This is a genomic window from Streptomyces sp. NPDC002619, from assembly GCF_042889305.1.
GTDB lineage: Bacteria > Actinomycetota > Actinomycetes > Streptomycetales > Streptomycetaceae > Streptomyces.
In genome coordinates this window covers 159,214-179,973 of sequence record NZ_JBIAQV010000016.1, presented here as the reverse complement: position 1 = coordinate 179,973, position 20,760 = coordinate 159,214, and the positions used below count along the sequence as shown (strand labels likewise).

Below are 20,760 nucleotides of genomic sequence, written 5' to 3'. Positions count from 1 at the left end.
CGCACCGCGCCGCCGTCCTCGACCACCGCGATCTGCGACCGCTTGCGGTGTACGTCGATACCGACGTAAACAGACATTGAGGGCCTCCTTCCCGAGCTCGTGCATACCCGGACGATAGGAATTACCGGGCTGAGCAGGGAAGGGGGCCCGGCCCTCATAGGGTCAGGTCAGAAGGCTAAGCGCCTTCCTGGGCCGTGTCCGGGCCGTCCTCCGTGGGTTCTTCGTCCGTGAAGACACGATCCACGGCGGCCCGGGTCCGGGTCCCGCTCGATGGCATCAGGTGGGTGTACGTCCGCAACGTGAAGCCGGGGTCGTGGTGTCCCGGATACTCGCTGACAGCCTTGATGCTCTCCCCCGCGTCCAGCAGCACCGAGGCGTAGAAGTGCCGCAGTGCGTGCATGCCGTTGTCCCGCCCGGTCCCGACTCCCGCAGCTCGAAGCGCCGGCCGCCATACTCGATCGTTGAAGCCGTTACGGTCCAGCGGCAGCCCCATGGGCCCGGTGAAAATCAGCGACGCCATGACGGGTGGACGATCGAGGGTCTCCACGGCAGCGTGACTCTGACGGCGGGGTACCTCTTGAGTGCGGCACGGCAACGAGTCCGTCCCTCAACACTCACCGAGGGAGCCACGGCCCGTGGACCGGGCCGCAGCATCGATACGTCCCCAATGAGGTGACTGGCCAACGCGAAGGCGACAGACTCAGGCAGAGGTACGTCACGCTCCTTGCCACCCTTCGGCGGGGCGAACACCGGACGATGCAACCGCAGCAGCTTGACCTGCCGTACTGCATGGATCACTCCCCCGAGGAAGTCCACGTCTTCCACAGCCAGGCCAAAGACCTCACCGGATGGGAGCGAAGGAGAGTGGTGGGCCGTAGTAGTGGTTCGGAAGGCCGACCGGTCAGCCGCTGCATGGCCTCCCTCCAAGCGCTTCAAGCGCCTGTTTTCGAAGCCCCGGCAGGCCTGGACTCGGCGGATGACCTTGGAATGGGAACGGGTAATTGTTCACTCGGTGGATCCGGTGGCCTTGGGGCAGTGGTGGGCTAAGGCTCTTGGTTGGGTTGTGGTCCACTCCTCTGACGAGGAGTTCGAGATCCGCCCGGAGCCGGATCGCCTGCCAGGGTTGGAGTTCGTCCGGCTTGATGAGAGCAAGAAGGCTAAGAGCCGACTGCATCTCGACTTCAGGCCTGATGACCAGGACGCCGAGGTGGCTCGCCTTGAGGCTCATGGCGCACAGCGTGTCGACATTGGCCAGGGTGACCAGTCGTGGGTTGTCATGGCAGACCCCGAAGGCAACGAGTTCTGTGTCCTTGGCCAACGGCATCAGTGAGAACCCCTGAGAGCGCGCGTGGGTTGCGTCCAGGGAAGTGATGTACGGGTTCGACCTGCTCAGCAGCAGGTCACAGCGTTGATCGATGATGTGAACGCAGGTCGAAGACCCGGCGTTCACTTCTTCGGCTACTGAGAACCCCGCGTCACCCCGCCTGCTGCTTACCGGGCGTGCGAGTCGTCCAGTAGGCCATGGCCTCCGCGCCGAAGCCGGCCGCCACGAACGCGACGGCGGGCCAGAACAGCGCCGGCCTGTGCCACTCCATGGCGCCGAGCATCGCCGCCACGCCGAGAGAAGGCAGAAAGGTCCCGACGGCGGTCCACCACCGGCCCTTGCGCGCTTGGACGATCGCGGAGGCCGACGCGAGCACGAAGACCAGCGCGGTGACTGCCACAGGTATCCACACAGCGGCAGTCTGTCGTGTCCCTGCCTCAGGCCGCCACCCGTCCCAGCGTGAACACCCGTGCCGTCTCCGCGACGCGGCGGCCGAGGTGCTCCGCCGTTGCCACGTCCGCCTTGTGCACGGCTTCCGGCCCCTCGTCGACGTTGGTCTGGGCGGCGGCGCCCGCGAAGACTCCGAGGCGGTTGAGGTCGTGCTCGGAGCCCTCGCTGTTGTTCCAGCCGGGGTGCAGACCGAGGTTGACCCAGTTCATGCCGTGCTGGGCGGCGAGGATCTGGAAGAACTGCAGGGTGTGCAGCTTGTCGCCGCTCTTGGAGCCGGAGTTGGTGAATCCGGCGGCCAGCTTGTCCTTCCAGTCCTGCCCGAACCAGCGCTTCGAGGACGCCTCGGCGAAGCCGTGGAAGGCACCGGAGGCGGTGCCCATGTAGGTGGGCGAGCCGAAGACGATCGCGTCGGATCGGTCCAGCGTCTCCCACTGCTCGTCGCTGATCTCGTCCACCTTGATCAGGTGCACCTCGGCACCGGCCTCGACGGCACCGTTGCGTACGGCCTCGGCGAGCACGGCGGTATGGCCGTAACCGGAGTGGTAGGCGATGGAGACAACAGGGGTGGTCACGATGTGCGCTCCTCAAATGGGCAGCTCGAAGATAATGACGAAAGGAAAGCACTAACTTCTAGTTAGTGCAACCTCCCGGTTAGCGCTGCATTCGAGTACGCTTCAACCATGGACAGTGACAGCCCGCAGAACCTCCCCTACAACGTGTTCGCCAAGGCCTGCCCCTCGCGCGGCACGCTGGAGCACGTCACGGGTCGCTGGGGCGCGCTCACGCTGGGCGCCCTGTATGAGGGCCCGCGCCGCTTCAACGAGCTGCGGCGCCGGGTCGACGGCGTGAGCGAGAAGATGCTGTCCCAGACGCTGCACGCGCTGGAGCGCGACGGCCTGGTCCACCGCGAGGCACAGCCGACGAACCCGCCCCGCGTGGACTATGAACTGACCCCGCTGGGCCGTGAGGTCGCGGGACGTCTGCTGGCCCTCATCCGCATCGTGGAAGGCTCCATGGACGACGTGCTGGCTGCCCGGGACGCGTACGACGCCGACCGGGTCTGAGCGGAGCGGACCGTAAGGCCGTCAGACGGCGTCGAAGCCCTGGAACGTCCCCGTCGCGCCGGCGGCGTCCGCGTAGTCGGCGAAGTCCGCGTTCGCGATGCTCAGGTTGGCGGACATCTCCGGGAACCAGCGGACCGGCACGCGGAACGTCCGTCCGGGCTCGTCGAAGAGGTCGACGGCGAGAAGCGGATGCGTCTCGTCGGTCATGGTCGTGGCGTCCGCGACGAACACCTCGCAGACCTTGTCGTCCTCCACGGCGGCCGCCTCGGCGTCGAGCAGTTGCTGCACGCTCGCGCCGTCGAACCGCGGATCGCTGACGAAGGTGGCGCTGCGCTTCTCGTCGGCCTCCTCGATCGCTCCCCGCACTGCCTGCCAGGCGGCGTCGTCGGCGAAGTCGGTGCGCAGGACGAGCGTGGTCAGGTCCGCGGGCTGGGGTAGCGACATGAACATGATCCTCTCACCCCGGTCCGGCCGCTCCACGAGCGGTACCCCTCATACGGACCGCAGTCGTCGTACGGCCCGCGGTCGTCATACGGCCCGCACGCGCGGCTGCCGTTGACACTTCGGGCAGAAGTAGCTGGAGCGGTTCATCCAGGGGCGGCGGCGCATCGGGGTCCCGCAGCGCTTGCAGGGCAGGCCTTCACGTCCGTACGCGTCGAGCGAGCGGTCGAAGTACCCCGACTCGCCGTTCACGTTGACGTACAGGCTGTCGAAGCTGGTGCCGCCGACGGCGAGAGCCGCCGTCAGCACGTCCCTTACGTGGCCCAGGAGTTCGGCGGTGCGCGGGCGGGTGAACGTCGCGGTGGGGCGCTCGTAGTGCAGGCGTGCGCGCCAAAGTGCCTCGTCCGCATAGATGTTGCCGACGCCACTGATCAACGACTGGTCGAGCATGGCCCGTTTGATGGTCGTGCGCTTGCGCCGCAGCGCCTGATGGAACGCCTCGTCGTCGAACAGCGGGTCGAGGGGGTCGCGGGCGATGTGCGCGATGACGTCGGGCAGTCCGTCGGGCGTGTTGTCGTGCAACGACAGCCCGCCGAAGGTGCGTTGGTCGACGAAGCGCAGTTCCGTGCCGCCCGCGGCGGTAGCGGCTGATGTCAGCGTGTCGGTGAACCGGACGCGGATGCGCAGGTGCTTCTCGTCCGGCGCCTCATGCGGCTGGACCAGGAGCTGACCGCTCATGCCGAGGTGCGCCAGAACCGACTCGTCGGTGTCCTCCAGCGGCAGCCACAGATACTTGCCGCGGCGGCTCGGGGTGCCGATACGATGCCCCTTGAGTCGCTGCGCGAAGTCGTCCGGACCGGCCACATGACGGCGTACGGCACGCGGGTGCAGCACCTCGACATCGGCGACGGTGCGCTGGGCGACCCACCGCGCGAGACCGCGCCGTACGACCTCGACCTCGGGCAACTCGGGCATCGAAACCCCCGTACGGGAACCGTGGATAAGCCGAGCGCCCGCCCCCGTGAGCGGGAGCGGGCGCTCGGACTGCGCTGTTCGTCAGGCAGAGGCGGACGACGGGTCGCCGTCCTCGGCGGCGGCTATCTCCGCCGCCTTGGCGCGCTCGTCCGCCGCGGCCCGGATGGACCGCCAGGCGGACTCGGCGGCCTGCTGTTCCGCCTCCTTCTTGCTGCGGCCGGTGCCGGTGCCGTACGAGACGCCTCCGACGCGGGCGGCAGCAGTGAAGGTCTTCTCGTGGTCGGGGCCGGTCTCCGTGACCAGGTACTCGGGCACGCCGAGTCCCTCCGTCGCGGTGAGCTCCTGGAGACTGGTCTTCCAGTCCAGGCCGGCTCCGAGGTTCGAGGACTTCTCGATCAGCGGGTCGAAGAGCCGGTGCACCAGCTCCGACGCCGAGTCGAGGCCCTGGTCGAGATAGACCGCGCCGATCACCGCTTCGAGGGTGTCGGCGAGGATGGACGCCTTGTCCCGGCCGCCCGTGCCCTCTTCACCGCGGCCGAGCCGGATGAAGGAGCCCAGGTCGAGTCCGCGGCCCACTTCCGCGAGCGCACGCGAGTTCACCACCGCGGCCCGCAGCTTGGCCAGTTGGCCCTCGGGCAGGTCGGGGTGGGTGCGGTACAGCGTGTCCGTGACGACGAGGCCGAGGACGGAGTCCCCGAGGAACTCCAACCGCTCGTTCGTCGGCAGACCGCCGTTCTCGTACGCGTAGGAACGGTGGGTCAGTGCTCGCACCAGAAGGGCGGACTCGAGCTGGTAGCCGAGCCGCCCTTCCAGAAGCGTGTGGGACGAGGCCGTGTTGTCCGCTTGCTTCTTGGCGGGTGAGTCCGCCTTGGCGTCATCCGCCTTCTTGGGACTGGACACAGTGCCTCTCACCAGCCGCTCAGACCTCGAGGACCTGGCGCTTGTTGTAGGTGCCGCAAGACGGGCACGCGATGTGCTGCTGCTTGGGCTCGTGGCAGCGCTCGCACGCAACCAGGGTGGGGACCGCAGCCTTCCACTGCGACCGGCGGTGGCGCGTGTTGCTGCGCGACATCTTCCGCTTCGGAACAGCCACGGCTACTTCTCCTGCTTCTCGTCGACGCCCGGTTCGGCGCCGCTCATCTCGTCCTTCTCGTCCGACGTGGTGCCGGCGAGTCCCTGCAAAGCCGCCCAACGGATGTCGACGGCGTCATGGTGGTGGTCCGGGTCGTCCGCGAGCCGCACTCCGCACTCGGAGCACAGTCCCTGGCAGTCTTCCTGGCACACCGGCTGCATCGGCAGTGCGAGCACCACCGCATCGCGCAGCACCGGCTCGAGGTCGAACAGGCCGTCCTCGAGGAAGAGCCTGTCCTCGTCGTCCTCGGCGTCGTCGGCCGGTGCCGCCTTCACGCGGCCCCGGTCGTCGGCGTCAGGGTACGAGAACATCTCCTGGAAATCCGCTTCGACGTCGAGCTGAAGCGGTTCCAGACACCTTACGCACTCCCCCTCGGCCTGTGCACGGGCGGTGCCTGTGACGAGCACACCTTCCATGACCGACTCGAGCCGGAGTTCGAGCTCCACCGGAGCGCCTTCCGGCACTTCGATGACCCCTTGGATACCGAGATCCTTGGGAGCGTCGATCGTACGGGTCAGCCGCTGCAGCGCACCAGGACGCCGCCCGAGCTCGTGAGTGTCGAACACGAGCGGGTTGCGGTGGTCGAGGCGCGCGTGAGGAACCATTCCTGCTTTCGATCTTCAGAGCTGTGGGGGACGCCACCCCGTGGTGTTCCGGGGCAGCGTTGATCGCGGACGTACACACGACCGAAGAGCCAGGATACTGGACCTTTCGCTCTCGGCCCAATCCGAGGCCGGTACGAGGCCGGTACGAGGCCGGTACGAGGCCGGTACGAGGCCGATCCGGTGGCCGAGCCGATGGTCGCTCCCGGCCATCGGGCCTGCCGCTACAGGCCCCGGCCCTGCTCGTACGCCCTCAACTGCTCGGCACTGATCATGCTCGTGTCGAACAGGCTGGTCTCGTCGAGGGCGTAGCCCTGCTGGGACTGATCGGCCGGCTGCTGGTGGGCGTGCGGCTGCTGCTGGACGGCGCTCTGGTCGTAGGCGGCCTGCTGCGGGTCGTAGCCCTGGTGGTACGCGTAGGGATCGGCCTGCTGATAGCCGTAGGGATCCTGCTGCTGGGCGTACTGGTAGCCGCCGTAGGCGTCGGGCTGCTGGTATCCGTACGCCGCCTGCACGGGCTGCGGCTCGTACACGGGCTGCTGGGGCTGTTGCTGTACCGGCTGCTGCTCGGCCGGGGTGTCCGCTTCGGCCAGGGCCGCGAGGTCGGCGAGGTAGTCGGCGTCGCTGGAGTGCTGGAAGGTCGTGGGGTCGTCGGCGAGGGCGCCGAGGTCGTCGGAGGCGATACGGCCGTGCAGCTTCTGCCGGCCGCGGCCGACGGCCTCCAGGGTCTTGGCCAGGACCGCCTCGAAGGCGCCCAGCTTCATGTCGACGTAGTCATCCGCGTTGCGACGCAGTATCTCGGGGTCGTGGCTGCGCTCGGGGGCGTCCTCGTCCTCGTACCCCTGCTCGTCGAGGCCGGGGCCGGTGCCGAGCAGCTTCTCGCGGCCGCGGCCGACCGAGCCGAGGGTCTTGGTGAGGACGACCTCGAAGTTGGCGAGCTTGGAGTCGACGTAGTCGTCGGCCTCGGCGCGCACCTCCTCGGCCTCCTGGCGGGCCTCGGCGAGGATCCGGTCGGCCTCGTTCTGGGAGCGGCGGGCGACCTCGGTGTCTGAGACCAGCGAGCCGCGCTCGGCGTGGGCGTGCTCGATGATCCGCTCGGCCTCCTGGCGGGCCTGCTCGACCATCTGCTCACGGCCGCCGATCAGCTCCTCGGCCTGGGCGAGGGAGCCGGGCAGGGCCTGACGCACCTCTTCGAGCATCGCGAGCAGGTCGGCGCGGTTGATCACGCACGACGCCGACATGGGCATGGCCCGGGCACCGGAGACCGAGGCCACGATCTCGTCGAGCTTCTTCTGCACGTCCACCTGTGCTCGCCACTCTCTACCGCTGTGTTGGAGACGGACGGGACGACTGTAGCCCCATCAGTCCCTGCCGAGGCGTTTGTTGAGTGCCTCGAGGACGATCGGCGGGACCAGGTGGGAGACGTCTCCGCCCCAGGTCGCGACCTCCTTGACCAGGGAGGACGAGAGGAAGCTGTAGGTGGGGTTGGTGGGCACGAAGAGGGTCTCGACGCCCGAGAGGCCGTTGTTCATCTGGGCCATCTGCAGCTCGTAGTCGAAGTCGCTGACGGCGCGCAGGCCCTTCACGATGGCCGGGATGTCGCGCTGCTTGCAGAAGTCGACGAGGAGGCCGTGGAAGGCCTCGACCCGTACGTTCGCGTAGTCGGCGGTGACCTGGCGGATCAGGTCGATCCGCTCGTCGATCTCGAAGAGGCCCTTCTTGGCCTTGTTGATCATCACCGCCACGTAGACCTCGTCATAGAGGCGGGAGGCACGGGAGATGATGTCGAGATGTCCGTTGGTGATCGGGTCGAACGACCCGGGACAGACGGCGCGGCGCACTTGTGATCCCTCGCTCTCCGGTCCGGTCATCGTGCGTCTTCGCACGTAGAGGCGGCGCGACCGTACCAAAACGTTCCCTCGCCGTAGCGACGGGACCTCATTGCCTCGAAGCCGTCCGGCCAGTCGAATGCGCCGCCTCTGGTGCTGCGCTCCACGGTGACGAGGGCTTCCTCCGCGAGCCAGCCCTGCGAGCGGAGTGTGAGCAGAATCTCTCGAAGATCGTCGTCCGAGACGGCGTACGGGGGGTCGAGGAAGACGATGTCGTACGGCTCGGCCGGCGCCGGGGTCTGGATGATCTGTTCCGCTTTGCCCGACCTGACCTCGGCGCCGGGCAGGCCGAGGTTCTTCACGTTCTCCCGGACGGTGCGGGCTGCGCGTGCGTCGGCCTCGACGAGGAGGGTGTGGCTCGCCCCTCTCGACAGGGCCTCCAGGCCCACGGCGCCCGAGCCGGCGTAGAGGTCCAGGACGCGGTTCCCTGCCAGGGGGCCGCCGAGTAGGGACTGCCAGGTGGAGAAGAGGCCCTCTCTTGCGCGGTCGGATGTCGGCCGGGTTCCTGTGCCGGGCGGCACCGACAGGCGACGTCCGCCAGCCTTACCGGCGATCACGCGGGTCATGGGGGTCCTTCTTCGCGGGCGGCTTTACGTGGTCAGTTTGGCAGGCGGGAGGGGGTGCGCGCGTTGGCTTCGTCGGCCGCCGCGGGTCGGTGGGGGCTTGTCGCGCCCACGCGGCGGAGCCGCGCACCGATACAGCTCCGCGCCCCTGGGTCAGCCACCGCTAGCCCTTTTCCAGGTACTGCTCTCTCTCCTCGTCCAAAAGGGCGTCCAGGGCCGTGCGTAGGCCAGGTAGGTGTTCCAGGTCCGGGTCGGCGGCCACCACCGCCGCAGCCTCCTCTCTCGCCTCCGCGATGATCTCCTCGTCCTCGATCACCGCGAGGACGCGGAGCGAGGTGCGGGCGCCCGACTGGGCCTGGCCCAGGACGTCGCCCTCTCTGCGTTGTTCGAGGTCGATGCGGGAGAGTTCGAAGCCGTCGAGGGTGGCTGCCACCGCGTCGAGGCGCTGGCGGGCCGCGCTGGCCTCGGGCATCTCCGTGACCAGGAGGCAGAGGCCGGGGGCCGAGCCGCGGCCCACCCGGCCGCGCAGCTGGTGGAGCTGGGAGACGCCGAAGCGGTCGGCGTCCATGATCACCATGGCCGTGGCGTTCGGGACGTTGACGCCGACCTCGATGACCGTCGTCGCGACCAGGACGTCCGTCTCGCCGGCCGCGAAGCGGCGCATGACGGCGTCCTTGTCGTCCGGCTGCATACGGCCGTGCAGGACCTCGACCTTCAGTCCCTGGAGCGGGCCTCTGCTCAGCTGGTCGGCCACGTCGAGGACGGCGAGCGGGGGCCGCTTCTCCGCCTCGTCCTCGGGGGACTTCGCCTTCTTCGTGTCCTCGGCCTCGTCTCCGATGCGCGGACAGACCACGTACGCCTGATGGCCGTTCGCCACCTCCTCGCGCACCCGCTCCCACGCGCGGGCCAGGAAATGGGGCTTGTCGGCGGCGGGGACCACGTGGCTGGCGATGGGTGAGCGGCCGGCGGGGAGCTGGTCGAGGACGGAGGTCTCCAGGTCGCCGAAGACGGTCATGGCGACCGTGCGCGGGATGGGGGTGGCCGTCATGACGAGGAGGTGCGGTGGCTGTTTGCCCTTGCCGCGCAGGGCGTCGCGCTGTTCGACGCCGAAGCGGTGCTGTTCGTCGACGACCACCAGGCCGAGGTCGTGGAACTGCACCTTGTCCTCGATCAGCGCGTGCGTGCCGATGACGATCCCGGCCTCACCGGTGACGAGGTCGAGCAGGGCCTGGCGGCGGGCGGCCGCGCCCATGGAACCGGTGAGCAGCACCACCTTGGTGGCCTGCTCCGCACCGCCCAGCATGCCGCCCTCGGCCAACTCGCCCATCATCTCGGTGATCGACCGGTGATGCTGCTGGGCGAGCACCTCGGTGGGCGCCAGCATCGCAGCCTGACCGCCGGCGTCCACGACGGCGAGCATCGCGCGCAGGGCCACCATGGTTTTACCGGAGCCGACCTCGCCCTGCAGGAGCCGGTGCATCGGGTGGTCGGTCGCCAGGTCGTCGAAGATCTCCTTCGAGACCTTCTGCTGGCCCTCGGTGAGGGTGAAGGGGAGGCGGTCGTCGAAGGCGGTCAGGAGGCCGTCGGGGGCGGGGCGGCGGGGGACGGCCGGGAGCAGGGCGTCGGCGTGCCGGCGGCGAGCCAGGGCGACCTGGAGGACGAAGGCCTCGTCCCACTTCAGGCGGGCGCGGGCGTCGGCGATGTCGGCCTTGGTGTGCGGTCGGTGGATCTTGTGGAGGGCCTCGGGGAGCGTGACCAGGCCGCGGCCCGCGCGGAGGGAGTCGGGGAGCGGGTCGACGGCCTCGTCGGCGGTGGGGAGGATCTGCTGGACCGCCTTGCCGATCTTCCAGGACTCCATCTTGCCGGTGGCGGGGTAGATGGGGATCAGGGCGCCGGCCCAGGTCTCCACCGATTCGGCGGCGCCGTCTTCGGCACCGCTCAACAACTCGTACGCCGGGTGCGCCAGTTGCAGGCGGCGGTTGAAGACGGAGACCTTGCCGGCGAACATCGCGCGTGTGCCCGGCAGGAGTTCCTTGTGGGGCTTGTGGACGCCGTTGCCGAAGAAGACCAGTTGGAGGCGCCCGCTGCCGTCCGTGATCGTGACCTCGAGTCGCTGGCCCTTGCCGCGCGGCGCCTTGGCGGAGGCGAAGCTGTGCAGGCGGGCGTCGGCGACCTGGGCGACGACCGTGACATGCTCGTCCATGGGGAGGTCGGCGAGCAGGGTGAGCCGGCCCCGCTCCTCGTATCTGCGCGGGTAGTGGTGCAGGAGGTCGCCGACGGTGTGCAGGCCAAGGTGCTCGGCCATCACCTTCGCGGTGGTGCGGCCGAACTCCTTCTCCAGTGGCTTTTCCAGTGCAGACACGAGATCCATTGCACACCACGTCACTGACATTGCCGTATACGTACCGGGAAACCCCTGGTCAGACGGGCTGTTCGGGTTCTAGGATGGCGCGCTCCTGCCATGCTCCGCGGTCACCGCCTCACTCGGGACCGCCCGACCCCGCGCCGTCGCGAATGTCCCCCCACCGGCGCTGCGACGATGGACTCCCAGACCTCACAGTCATCCCAGGCACCCCAGTCACCTCACACGTTCCAGGTCGACCTGCGCGGCCTGGTGGACCTGCTCTCCCATCATCTCTACTCCAGTCCCAGGGTCTACCTGCGCGAGCTGCTGCAGAACGCCGTGGACGCCATCACCGCCCGACGCGCCGAGGAGCCGAACGCCCCGGCGCGGGTGCGGTTGTACGCCGACGGCGGCGCCCTGCGCGTGGAGGACACCGGCGTCGGGCTCAGCGAGACGGACGTGCACAGTCTGCTGGCGACCATCGGCCGCAGCTCCAAGCGGGCCGACGGGTTGCAGGAGGCGCGTTCGGACTTCCTGGGCCAGTTCGGCATCGGGCTGCTCGCATGCTTCGTGGTCGCCGAGCGGATCCGGGTCGTCAGCCGCAGTGCCCGGACGCCCGACGCGCCGCCCGTGGAGTGGACGGCGAGCGACGACGGCTCCTACACCGTGCGCACGTTGCCCGACGAGGCCCGGCCCGAACCCGGCACCACCGTGCACCTCGTGGCGCGGGCCGGTGCCGGCGAGTGGCTCACGCCCGAGCGGGTCCGGTCGCTGGCCCGGGACTTCGGGTCGCTGCTGCCGTACGACGTCCGGGTGGGCGACGAGGCGGTCACCGACCTGCCGGCGCCCTGGGACCGCCCGTACCCCTCCCCCGCCACCCGCCGGGTCGCCCTGGCCCGGCACTGCCACGAGCTGTTCGGCTTCACCCCGCTGGACTCGATCGACCTGGCCGTGCCGCTGGCCGGGATCCGCGGGGTGGCGTATGTGCTGCCGACCGCGGTCAGCCCGGCCCAGCGGGCCACGCACCGGGTGCATCTCAAGGGCATGCTCCTGACCGAGCGGGCCGAACAGCTCCTGCCGGACTGGGCGTTCTTCGTGCGCTGTGTCCTGGACACGGACAGTCTGCGGCCCACGGCGTCGCGCGAGTCGCTGTACGAGGACGAGACCCTCGCCGCCGTACGGGACGCGCTCGGCGAAAGGATTCGTGCCTGGCTGACCGGACTCGCGGCGGGCGATCCGGACCGTCTGGCCGCCTTCCTGTCCGTGCACCACCTGGGTGTGAAGTCCCTGGCCCGGCACGACCGGGAGATGCTGCGCACGATGCTGCCGTGGCTCCCCTTCGAGACGAGCGACGGACGGCTGTCCCTGGAGGAGTTCGCGCAGCGGCACCCGGTGGTGCACTTCACGCGGACGGTCGAGGAGTACCGGCAGGTCGCGCCGATCGCCTCCGCGCAGGGTGTCGGGGTGATCAACGGCGGTTACACGTACGACAGCGAGCTGGTCGAGGCGCTGCCGTCGGTGCGCCCGGGGACGGTGGTCGCCGAACTGGACGCGGACACCGTGACCGCCCATCTGGACGCGGTCGATCCGGCGGAGGAGCTGGCGCTGTCCGGGTTCCTGGCGGCGGCGCGGACGAAGCTCGACCCGCTGGGCTGTGACGTCGTCCTGCGCGCCTTCCACCCGCTGTCGGTGCCCGCGCTGCACCTGGACGACCGGGCGGCCCGGCACGAGCAGGCGCGCGCGGAGGCCGAGGAACAGGCCGACGACCTGTGGGCCGGCATCCTCGGCTCGCTGCGCGGCAGCGCCCCGCGCGCGCGTCTGGTGCTCAACCATCTCAACCCGCTGATCCGAAGGATCAGTTCACTGCGGGACCCGGAGCTGATCGGCACCGCCACGGAGTCCCTGTACGGGCAGGCGCTGCTCATGGCGCAGCGCCCGCTGCGGCCCGCCGACTCGGCCCTGCTCAACCGCGCGTTCATCGGCCTGCTGGAGTGGGCCACTCACGGGGAGGACGGTCACCGGTGACCGGGATCACGGACTTCGACGCGCTGCGTCACGCGATGGCGGAGAACTCCGAGCAGCCGGAGGGACCTGCCCGCAACGCGCGAGCCGAGCAACTGCTCGCCGAGGCCGAGAAGCTGGGCATCCCGCTCGCCGTGATCGAGGCGCTCGGACACCAGCTGAAGGTCTACAACTACAGCTCCGAGAAGGACAAGATGTTCGTCCCGTTCGCGCGGCTGCTGCGCGTGTGGGACGAACACCCGGAGGACTTCGACGCGTACGAGACCCACTCGCTGCACTGGGTCTTCAAGTGGATGTCGGCGGGCATGCTGGACCAGCCGCACATCCCGCTGGCCTCCGTCGAGAAGTGGCTCGGCGAGATGGAGCACCGCTACCGGCTGGCCGGGCACTCCGAACGGGCTGTGCGCAGCGCCGAGTTCAGCGTGGCCGCGCACATCGGGGACCTGGACCGCGCCGAACGGGCGTACGCGGCGTGGCTGGCCGCCGACCGGGACCGGATGGCCGACTGCCACGCCTGCGAGCTGCACGGGCAGGGCACGTGGCAGGTGCGGCGAGGCCGGGACGCCGAGGCACTGGAGCTGTGGCGGCCGGTCCTGGAGGGCGAGTACACGTGCGCCCACGAGCCGCACACCGTCCTCGCCTCCTCGCTGGCGCCGCTGGTGCGGCTGGGCCGCACGGAGGAGGCCCGGGCGAACCATCTGCGGGGCTTCCGTCTCGTACGGCCCATGGAGAGCATGCGGGGCGCGTACGCGGACCACGTCGAGTTCTGCGCCCTGACCGGCAACGAGGCGCGCGGGTTGGAGCTGCTGGCGGAACGCCCTGCGTACTTCACGGACACCGGGCAGCCGCGCAGCCGGCTGGACTTCCTGGCCGTCGTGACGCTGCTGACGGACCGGCTGACCGAGCTGGGGCTGGGCGAGCAGCGGGTGCCGGGGCCGGCCGATCGGACGTGGAAGGCGCGCGAACTCGCGGCACACGCGCGTGCGGAGGCTCTGGAACTGGCGGAACGGTTCGACCGGCGCAACGGTTCGTCGTACGTCGGCGAGCGGGTACGCGCGCGTATGGCACAGCGCCCGCTGGTGGAGCGGCTGCCGCTGGGGGTGCGTACGGCCGGCGTGCGCATTCCGGTCCAGCCCTCGGCCGCCGTACCGGTCGCGGACACCGAGCCGGACCTGTCCGAGCTGATCGCTGAGGCCCGACGGCTCTCGGACACGCTCCAGCCGTACGCCCTGGAGGCGTGGGCGGCGGTCGCGCGGGCGGCCGAGGGCGTCGAGCTGGACGCGCGCGACCGCGCGGAGATCGCCGACCACGAGGCGATGGGCAGCGGCCCCGAGAGCGCCGCCCTGTTCCGGCGGGCGGCAGAGCTGTATGCGGAGGCGGGCGACCCCGGAGAGGCACTGGCGGCACACGCGCGTGCGGCGTATGTGCGGGCGCTCGCGGGTGAGGTGGACGAGGCGCTCACGGCCGTAGCCGGGCCGTACGACGAGATCCTCGCCCTGTACGCCGAGGACGGCACCGGCGTACGGCAGACGGCGTCCGTGCTGATGAGCCGGGCGCGGATCCTGATGCGGCGGATGCACGAGGGCGCCGAGGGCGCGGCCTTCGACGCCGAACAGGCCGTACGGGAGCTGCTGGCGCTGGTCGACGGGCACACCGGGGACGACGTGCGGCTGGCGTCGCGGGCCGCCGAGGGGCAGGCCATGCTCGCGGAGCTGGCCGAGCACGCCGGGGACGCGCAGACGGCTGCGGAGTTGTTCGGGCGGGCCGTGGAGCGGTTCGTGGGGGCGGGGCTGCCGTGGTTCGCGGTGGAGTACGAGGTGCGGGTGGCCGCTTTCGCCCATGAGCGCGGCGACATGGCGGAGGCCGAGCGGGCGCTGCGGGCGGCTCTGGAGCACGGCGGGGCGTATGTGGAGGCGACCGGGCGGGCCCAGTTGCATCTCCAGCTCGCCGAGGTCGTCGGCGGCCGGGGCGAGGTGCGCGAGGCGGCCGAGCACGCTCTGGAGGCGGCGCACTGGGCCGACGAGGCCGGTCGGAGCGCCACGCTGGGCGCCTGGGCCCGGCACCAGCTGGGCGGGTTCCTGCTGCGGCAGGGTCGGTTCGCGGAGGCCGCCGAGGTGCTGGAGTCGGCGCTGGTCGACCTGAGCGCCGAGACGCATGGCGACGGCGCGATCGTGCAGACGCAGTGGTGGCTCGGCGACTGTCTGAGCGAGCTGGGCGAGCACCGCGCCGCCGCGGAACGCCGGCTCCAGGCCGCGGAGATCGCCCGGCACTGGCCCGAACAGCAGGACCACGCGACGCTCGCCCACCTGGCCGCCGAGGCCCTCGGTCAGGCGGAGCTGCCGGCCGAGGCGGACCGGGCCTACGCACGCGCGGGCGATCTGTGGCGCACGCTCGGCAACGTCCACGGCCTCGTCCGCGCACTGCGGGCCCGCGCGTGGCTGGCGCTGGGCACGGAAGCCGGGGCGGACGGGGCGCGGGAGCTGATGGCGGAGGCGGTCGAGGTGTGCGCGACGGCGCGGGCGTCGGCCGACGACGTGGAGGCACGCTTCCGCCTCACCGGTGAACTCGGCCACACCCACCGGCAGTTCGGCGACCTGCTGGCCCGCTCGGTGCCCGAGGACGTCGAGGACACGGAGATCCGGGCCGCGTTCACAGAGGCGCTGGTCCAGATGACACGGGCGGTCGTGGTGTTCGGCGAGCTGGGCGACGACGCCCTGCACAGCCGCACGGGAGCGGAACTGGCAGCGGGCTGGCTGGAGGCCGACCTCGGCCGCCCTGAGGCGGCGGTGGCACGCGCGCGTGCCGTACTCGCGACGTACGAGGGAGCGGACCCCACGGACGAGACGGCGGAAGCACGCCGGGCCGAGGCGACCCAGATGCTGGAACTCGGGGAGGGGTGAGCGCCCCCCGACAGGAGTGAGCGCCCCGAAGGTCACTCCACGCCGATGAGGAGCAGTGCCCCCTGCCGGCCGCCCCGGTACACCACCGTGTCGACGGCGAGGTAGGACTCGCGCACGCGTGCCTCGAGCCGGTCGGCGACCGTGTCGGGCGTCTCGTCGCCGAGGACCAGGGTGACCAGTTCGCCGCCGGCCTGGAGCATGCGGTCCAGGACGGTCTCGGCGGTGGTGGTGACGTCGGCGCCGATGACGGCGACGTCGCCCTCGATGAGGCCGAGGACGTCGCCGGCCTGGCAGATGCCGGCCATGGTCCACGACTGGCGTTCGGCCATGACCACCTCGGCGTAGCGGGTCGCGCCCGCCGCCGAGGTCATGGACACGACGTCCTCGTCGAAGCGGCGCTCCGGCTCGTGCACGGCGAGCGCGGCGATCCCCTGGACCGCGGAGCGCGTCGGGATGAGGGCGACGCGGATGCCCTCGGTGCGGGCCTGCTCGGCCGCGGCGGCCGCGCTGTGGCGCAGCTCGGCGTCGTTGGGCAGCAGTACGACCTCCCGCGCGTGGGCGCGCCGTACGGCGTCGACCAGCTCACCGCTGGCGGGCGGCTCTCCGGGGCGCGCGAGCACGGTGGTGGCGCCGGCCTCGGCGTACAGCCCGGCCAGGCCCTCGCCCGGCACGACCGCGACCACGGCCCGCTGGACCGGCTCCCGGGGCGGCGGTCCGCCGGCCCGGGTGTGGACGTCGCCGAGCCCGAAGTGGGTGATCCGGATCCGGTACGGCCGCCCGGCCTCGACGCCCGCCTCCATGGCGGCGCCCGCGTCGTCGACGTGCACATGGACGTTCCACAGCCCGTCGCCGCCGACGACGACCAGCGAGTCCCCCAGGGCGTCGAGCCGTGCCCGCAGCCGGTCCACGGCCCTGTCGTCGGCCTCCAGCAGGTAGATCACCTCAAAGGCGGGCCCGCCGGGCTCGGCCCCGTCGGCGCAGCCTTCCCGGTCGGCGGCAGCGGCCACCCCGCGCGCGTGCGCCTCCGCGACGGCCTCCGCGTGCGTGTGCATGGGCCGCACCGGCACCGGCGCCCCCGGTGCCTCCCCGGTGAATGTCTCCACCAGGGCCGACAGCACCGCCACGAGTCCGCGTCCGCCGGCGTCGACCACCCCGGCGCGCGCCAGCACGGCCAGCTGGCCCGGGGTCACCGCGAGCGCCGCGCGCGCCCCTTCGTAGGCGGCCCGCGCGACCGTCCCGCAGTCGCCCTCGGCCCCTTCGGCGGCGTCGGCGGCGGCCGAGGCGACGGTCAGGACGGTGCCCTCGACCGGGTGCGCGACGGCCCGTCGGGCGGAGTCGGCGGCGTGCCGCAGGGCGAGCCGCAGGCCCTGTGCATCGGTGTGAGGCGCCTCACCCTCGGTAGCGAGCACCTGGGCCATGCCGCGCAGCAGCTGGGCAAGGATCGTCCCGGAGTTCCCGCGCGCCCCGATGAGGGCGCCGTGCGCCATCGCGCGCACCGCCTCGGCCAGTGACGGCCCGGTGCCCTCGGCGGCGCCCACCTCGTACCCGGAGAAGACGGCCTCGACCGCGCCCACGGCCGACTCCAGCGTCAGATAGAGGTTGGTGCCGGTGTCGCCGTCCGCCACCGGATAGACGTTGATGGCGTCGATCTCCTCGCGCGCCCCGCCCAGCGCCCGTAGCGCATGACCGCACCAGGTGCGCACCGCGAGAGCATCGAAGAATGTCTGCGGCACCTGCGCCACCTGCGCCTCCTTGAGCTGCTGACGTGGACGGCAGCGTAGACCCCGGGTCGGTGTGCACCGGAACAGGGCCGGGAGCGGGGCCCTGAGCTGCCATGGTAGTTTCGTTGTACGGACGCAGCCGTTGTATGCTGCTCCGGTTGCCCGATCCTGATCGGGCCAATCCCCTGGCAACGCCACTCAAGATCTCGGATCTCGATCTCGGCATGCCGGGATCAACCGTAAGTGCATCTGAAGTCTTTGGAGTGACCCGTGGCTGCCAACTGCGACGTCTGCGGCAAGGGGCCGGGCTTCGGCAACAACATCTCGCACTCGCACCGCCGTACGTCCCGCCGCTGGAACCCGAACATCCAGCGTGTGCGTACCGTGGTGGGCGGGACGCCGAAGCGCGTGAACGCTTGCACCTCGTGCATCAAGGCCGGCAAGGTCTCGCGCTGACGTACAGCGCGGCCACTGCTGGTTCGCCGCACTGAGCCGGTCCACCTCCGGGTGGGCCGGCTTTTTGCCGTGCCCGAAGATCGCGACCGCACCTGAAGACCTCAAGATCGCGGCCGTATCCAAGCGCCCGGGATCAGTGCCGGAACCGCCACCCGTGATCCACCGGCCCGATCCCGCCGCCCAGCGCGAACCCACGGGCGATCGCCCCGGTGACGTACTCCTTGGCCTCTGCCGCCGCCTCCGGCACGGACCGCCCCTTCGCCAGCCCGGCCGCGATCGCGGACGCGAGCGTGCAGCCGGTGCCGTGCGTGTGCCGGTTGTCGTACCGGGGCGCGCGCAGCCAGTGCTCCTCGGACCCGTCGGTCAGCAGATCCACAGCCTGGCTCCCGCCCGCCCGCCCTGTGTCCCCGCTCAGATGCCCGCCCTTGATCAGCACCCACCGCGGCCCGTACGCCAGCACGGCCGCCGCGGCGTCCCGCAGCTGCTCCTCGGACTCGACGCGCACGCCCGTGAGTTGGGCCACTTCGTCGAGGTTCGGGGTCGCCACGGTCGCCACCGGCAGCAGCTTCGTGCGCACCGAGTCCAGCGCCGAGGACGCCAGCAGCGGGTCCCCGTGCTTGGAGACGCCCACCGGGTCCACCACCGCCGGCGCGTCCGTGCCGGCGAGCAACTCCGCGACCGCCTCGACGAGTTCGGCCGAGGCGAGCATGCCGGTCTTCACAGCCCGTACGCCGATGTCGTCGACGACGCTGCGGTACTGGGCGCGCACCGCCTCCACCGGCAGTTCCCAAGCGCCCTGCACGCCCAGGGAGTTCTGCGCGGTCACGGCCGTGATCACGCTCATGCCGTGCACACCGAGTGCCAGCATCGTCTTCAGGTCGGCCTGGATGCCGGCCCCGCCGCCGGAGTCGGAGCCCGCCACGGTCAGCACGGTGGGGATCATGACTCCAGGTCCCCGAAGTGGTCCCAACCGCCCTTGCTGGTCCAGGGCGCCCCGTCGACCGTCACCTGGGGCAGCGCCGAGGGGTTGAGGACCTCGCCGATGACCTTCCAGCGGGCGGGCAGCTTCACGTCCGGCGGGAAGGTCGCCACGATCGCGTGGTCCTCTCCCCCGGTCAGCACCCACTGGATGGGGTCGACGCCGACGGCCTGACCGATGTCGTTCATCTGGGACGGGATGTCGATCGCGCCGGAGCGGATGTCGATGCGGACCTTGCTGGCCTCCGCGATGTGCCCGAGGTCGGCGATCAGCCCGTCGCTCACGTCGCACATCGCGGTCGCCCCGAGCGCGGCCGCCGCCGGACCCGCGTGGTACGGCGGTTCGGGGCGCCGGTGGGCCTCGACGAAGGCGCGCGGAGAGCGGAAGCCGCGGGACAGCACCGCGTACCCGGCCGCCGACCAGCCCAGCCAGCCGGTCACGGCGACGAGGTCGCCGGGCTGCGCGCCGCCCCGGATCACCGGCTCCTGGTTGCGCAGATCGCCGAGCGCGGTGATCGACACCGTGATCGTGTCGCCTCGTACGACATCGCCGCCGACCACCGACGCGCCCGCGACCTGGCACTCGTCGCGCAGGCCGTCCATCAGCTCGCTCGGCCAGGTGACCGGGAGGTCGGCGGGCACGACAAGACCGAGCAGCAGCGCGGTCGGTACGGCACCCATGGCGGCGATGTCCGCGAGGTTCTGAGCCGCCGCCTTGCGCCCGACGTCGTACGCCGTGGACCAGTCGCGGCGGAAGTGCCGTCCCTCCAGGAGGATGTCGGTGCTCGCCACCACCCTGCGGTCGGGCGCGGCGACCACCGCGGCGTCGTCACCCGGGCCGACCCGGACCGCGGGGGTGGTCGTCAGACGGGAGGTGAGCTCCCTGATGAGCCCGAACTCCCCGAGCTCACCAACAGTGCCCTTCATTGCCCTTTAACCCCTTCTGTGCCTGTCCGTGCCCGCTCGCGTATCGCCTTCGCGCTCGATACGGTCGAGATGACCGTCGACTTCCGTCGTACCTGCACCCCGGCGCGGGGACCCCGGTCTCCGCGGGTCTCCCCGCGACGAGCGGCGACGCGATACCGTGGCGTTCCTTTTCCCCACATGATCCTCGTGGCCGCCCTGGAGGTTCCGTGGTACAGGCGTACATCCTGATCCAGACGGAGGTCGGCAAAGCGTCGACCGTCGCCGAGACGATCAGCAAGCTCCCTGGAGTCATCCAGGCCGAGGATGTGACCGGACCTTACGACGTCATCGTGCGCGCACAAGCCGACACCGTGGACGACCTCGGTCGCATGGTGGTCGCCAAGGTCCAGCAAGTGGACGGCATCACCCGCACCCTCACCTGCCCGGTCGTGCATCTGTAGCCCCCGTCTACCCTTGGCCGGTGAACATCTTCCGTCACCGGCTTCTCGGCCTGCCCGCGCTGGCGCTGCTGATCTCCGTCGCGGGCTGCTCCTCAGCAGACGACGCCTCGGCCGTCGCGGTTCCCACCCCCGACGCGGAGACCGCCAAGCTGTGCCAGAACCTGGACAAGGAGCTGCCCGGCAAGGTCGACGGCGCCGGCCGGGCCGACCCCGAGCCCCGGTCCGACCTGACGGCGGGCTGGGGAGGCTCGGCGATCATACTGCGCTGCGGTGTCGCCCGCCCGCCGAAGATGGTCGACCCCAAGGTGGCCGAGGGCGGTGACCGCGACGCCGTCGCGGGCGGGGTGAACGGGGTCGACTGGCTGATGGAGAAGCAGGACGACGGGTCGTACCGGTTCACCACAGCGAATCGCCGCGCCTATGTCCAGGTCTTCCTGGCGAAGGCGCGGGCCGGTGACAGCTCGGGCGTGCTCGTCGATCTGGCCCCGGCCATCAAGAAGGCGATCCCCAAGGGGATCGCCAACTGAGGTCG

General features: G+C 70.8%; 22 protein-coding genes. 7 read left to right on the top strand and 15 right to left on the bottom strand.

The features are described from left to right. Positions 1–175: 175 nt before the first annotated feature. Positions 176–520: a tyrosine-type recombinase/integrase gene (locus tag ACFYXB_RS24930; protein WP_389586061.1), complete on the bottom strand. Its 345-nt coding sequence runs from the start codon at positions 518–520 to the stop codon at positions 176–178. A gap of 456 nt (positions 521–976) precedes the next feature. Here ACFYXB_RS24930 and ACFYXB_RS24925 point away from each other — a divergent pair, with 456 nt between their 5' ends. Beyond that, positions 977–1,330: a VOC family protein gene (locus ACFYXB_RS24925; protein ID WP_389586058.1), complete on the top strand. Its 354-nt coding sequence runs from the start codon at positions 977–979 to the stop codon at positions 1,328–1,330. A gap of 145 nt (positions 1,331–1,475) precedes the next feature. Here the strand turns inward: ACFYXB_RS24925 and ACFYXB_RS24920 are convergent, their stop codons facing one another. Both ACFYXB_RS24920 and ACFYXB_RS24915 read right to left on the bottom strand, forming a co-directional pair. Then, positions 1,476–1,736 carry a hypothetical protein gene (locus ACFYXB_RS24920; protein ID WP_351346546.1) on the bottom strand — a complete coding sequence of 87 codons (261 nt, stop codon included), beginning with the start codon at positions 1,734–1,736 and terminating at the stop codon, positions 1,476–1,478. A 25-nt stretch (positions 1,737–1,761) separates the two neighbouring features. Further along, positions 1,762–2,346, bottom strand: a complete 585-nt coding sequence (locus tag ACFYXB_RS24915; RefSeq protein ID WP_351346544.1) for a flavodoxin family protein — start codon at positions 2,344–2,346, stop codon at positions 1,762–1,764. A gap of 108 nt (positions 2,347–2,454) precedes the next feature. On the opposite strand from ACFYXB_RS24915, the gene ACFYXB_RS24910 reads away from it, so the two are divergent. Further along, positions 2,455–2,838 (top strand): helix-turn-helix domain-containing protein, encoded by a 384-nt coding sequence (locus ACFYXB_RS24910; RefSeq protein ID WP_351346542.1) that lies wholly within the window; start codon positions 2,455–2,457, stop codon positions 2,836–2,838. Positions 2,839–2,859: 21 nt separating this feature from the next. On the opposite strand, the gene ACFYXB_RS24905 is transcribed toward ACFYXB_RS24910, so the two are convergent. The 9 genes from ACFYXB_RS24905 to recG form a co-directional block, all read right to left on the bottom strand. Beyond that, entirely contained in the window at positions 2,860–3,282 is a 423-nt protein-coding gene (locus tag ACFYXB_RS24905; RefSeq protein ID WP_389586053.1) for a DUF6924 domain-containing protein, read from the bottom strand. Positions 3,283–3,366: 84 nt separating this feature from the next. Further along, positions 3,367–4,254 carry a bifunctional DNA-formamidopyrimidine glycosylase/DNA-(apurinic or apyrimidinic site) lyase gene (gene mutM / locus ACFYXB_RS24900; protein WP_389586050.1) on the bottom strand — a complete coding sequence of 296 codons (888 nt, stop codon included), beginning with the start codon at positions 4,252–4,254 and terminating at the stop codon, positions 3,367–3,369. A gap of 81 nt (positions 4,255–4,335) precedes the next feature. Continuing rightward, positions 4,336–5,166 carry a ribonuclease III gene (rnc, locus tag ACFYXB_RS24895; protein WP_351346537.1) on the bottom strand — a complete coding sequence of 277 codons (831 nt, stop codon included), beginning with the start codon at positions 5,164–5,166 and terminating at the stop codon, positions 4,336–4,338. Between the two features lie 7 nt (positions 5,167–5,173). Beyond that, entirely contained in the window at positions 5,174–5,347 is a 174-nt protein-coding gene (gene rpmF, locus ACFYXB_RS24890; RefSeq protein WP_003951102.1) for a 50S ribosomal protein L32, read from the bottom strand. 2 nt (positions 5,348–5,349) lie between these two features. Beyond that, positions 5,350–5,991 carry a YceD family protein gene (locus ACFYXB_RS24885; protein ID WP_389586047.1) on the bottom strand — a complete coding sequence of 214 codons (642 nt, stop codon included), beginning with the start codon at positions 5,989–5,991 and terminating at the stop codon, positions 5,350–5,352. Positions 5,992–6,212: 221 nt separating this feature from the next. Then, entirely contained in the window at positions 6,213–7,292 is a 1,080-nt protein-coding gene (locus ACFYXB_RS24880; protein WP_389586044.1) for a cell division initiation protein, read from the bottom strand. Between the two features lie 57 nt (positions 7,293–7,349). Further along, positions 7,350–7,829 (bottom strand): pantetheine-phosphate adenylyltransferase, encoded by a 480-nt coding sequence (coaD, locus tag ACFYXB_RS24875; protein WP_389586079.1) that lies wholly within the window; start codon positions 7,827–7,829, stop codon positions 7,350–7,352. 26 nt (positions 7,830–7,855) lie between these two features. Further along, the gene (rsmD, locus tag ACFYXB_RS24870) at positions 7,856–8,443 is read right to left on the bottom strand and encodes a 16S rRNA (guanine(966)-N(2))-methyltransferase RsmD (protein WP_351346531.1); all 588 of its coding nucleotides are present in this window, start codon (positions 8,441–8,443) and stop codon (positions 7,856–7,858) included. A gap of 160 nt (positions 8,444–8,603) precedes the next feature. Further along, positions 8,604–10,811: an ATP-dependent DNA helicase RecG gene (gene recG, locus ACFYXB_RS24865; RefSeq protein ID WP_389586040.1), complete on the bottom strand. Its 2,208-nt coding sequence runs from the start codon at positions 10,809–10,811 to the stop codon at positions 8,604–8,606. 168 nt (positions 10,812–10,979) lie between these two features. On the opposite strand from recG, the gene ACFYXB_RS24860 reads away from it, so the two are divergent. Both ACFYXB_RS24860 and ACFYXB_RS24855 read left to right on the top strand, forming a co-directional pair. Further along, positions 10,980–12,809, top strand: a complete 1,830-nt coding sequence (locus tag ACFYXB_RS24860) for an HSP90 family protein (protein ID WP_389586037.1) — start codon at positions 10,980–10,982, stop codon at positions 12,807–12,809. Then, positions 12,806–15,706, top strand: coding sequence for a tetratricopeptide repeat protein (locus tag ACFYXB_RS24855; protein WP_389586034.1), 2,901 nt, complete (start codon positions 12,806–12,808; stop codon positions 15,704–15,706). Before ACFYXB_RS24860 ends, ACFYXB_RS24855 begins: the two co-directional genes overlap by 4 nt. 32 nt (positions 15,707–15,738) lie before the next feature. On the opposite strand, the gene ACFYXB_RS24850 is transcribed toward ACFYXB_RS24855, so the two are convergent. Continuing rightward, positions 15,739–17,448, bottom strand: coding sequence for a DAK2 domain-containing protein (locus tag ACFYXB_RS24850; protein ID WP_389586031.1), 1,710 nt, complete (start codon positions 17,446–17,448; stop codon positions 15,739–15,741). A 249-nt stretch (positions 17,449–17,697) separates the two neighbouring features. Between ACFYXB_RS24850 and rpmB the strand changes: the two genes are divergently transcribed. After that, positions 17,698–17,883 carry a 50S ribosomal protein L28 gene (gene rpmB, locus ACFYXB_RS24845; RefSeq protein WP_003993230.1) on the top strand — a complete coding sequence of 62 codons (186 nt, stop codon included), beginning with the start codon at positions 17,698–17,700 and terminating at the stop codon, positions 17,881–17,883. Between the two features lie 133 nt (positions 17,884–18,016). On the opposite strand, the gene thiD is transcribed toward rpmB, so the two are convergent. Continuing rightward, on the bottom strand, positions 18,017–18,826 hold the full coding sequence (thiD, locus tag ACFYXB_RS24840; protein ID WP_389586028.1) for a bifunctional hydroxymethylpyrimidine kinase/phosphomethylpyrimidine kinase: 810 nt from the start codon (positions 18,824–18,826) through the stop codon (positions 18,017–18,019). Then, the gene (locus ACFYXB_RS24835; RefSeq protein ID WP_389586025.1) at positions 18,823–19,788 is read right to left on the bottom strand and encodes a thiamine-phosphate kinase; all 966 of its coding nucleotides are present in this window, start codon (positions 19,786–19,788) and stop codon (positions 18,823–18,825) included. The genes thiD and ACFYXB_RS24835 overlap by 4 nt, the downstream gene beginning before the upstream one ends. Before the next feature lie 206 nt (positions 19,789–19,994). Between ACFYXB_RS24835 and ACFYXB_RS24830 the strand changes: the two genes are divergently transcribed. Then, positions 19,995–20,228 carry an Lrp/AsnC family transcriptional regulator gene (locus ACFYXB_RS24830; protein WP_030952852.1) on the top strand — a complete coding sequence of 78 codons (234 nt, stop codon included), beginning with the start codon at positions 19,995–19,997 and terminating at the stop codon, positions 20,226–20,228. Between the two features lie 20 nt (positions 20,229–20,248). Further along, entirely contained in the window at positions 20,249–20,755 is a 507-nt protein-coding gene (locus ACFYXB_RS24825) for a DUF3515 domain-containing protein (RefSeq protein ID WP_389586020.1), read from the top strand. The last annotated feature ends 5 nt before the right edge of the window (positions 20,756–20,760 follow it).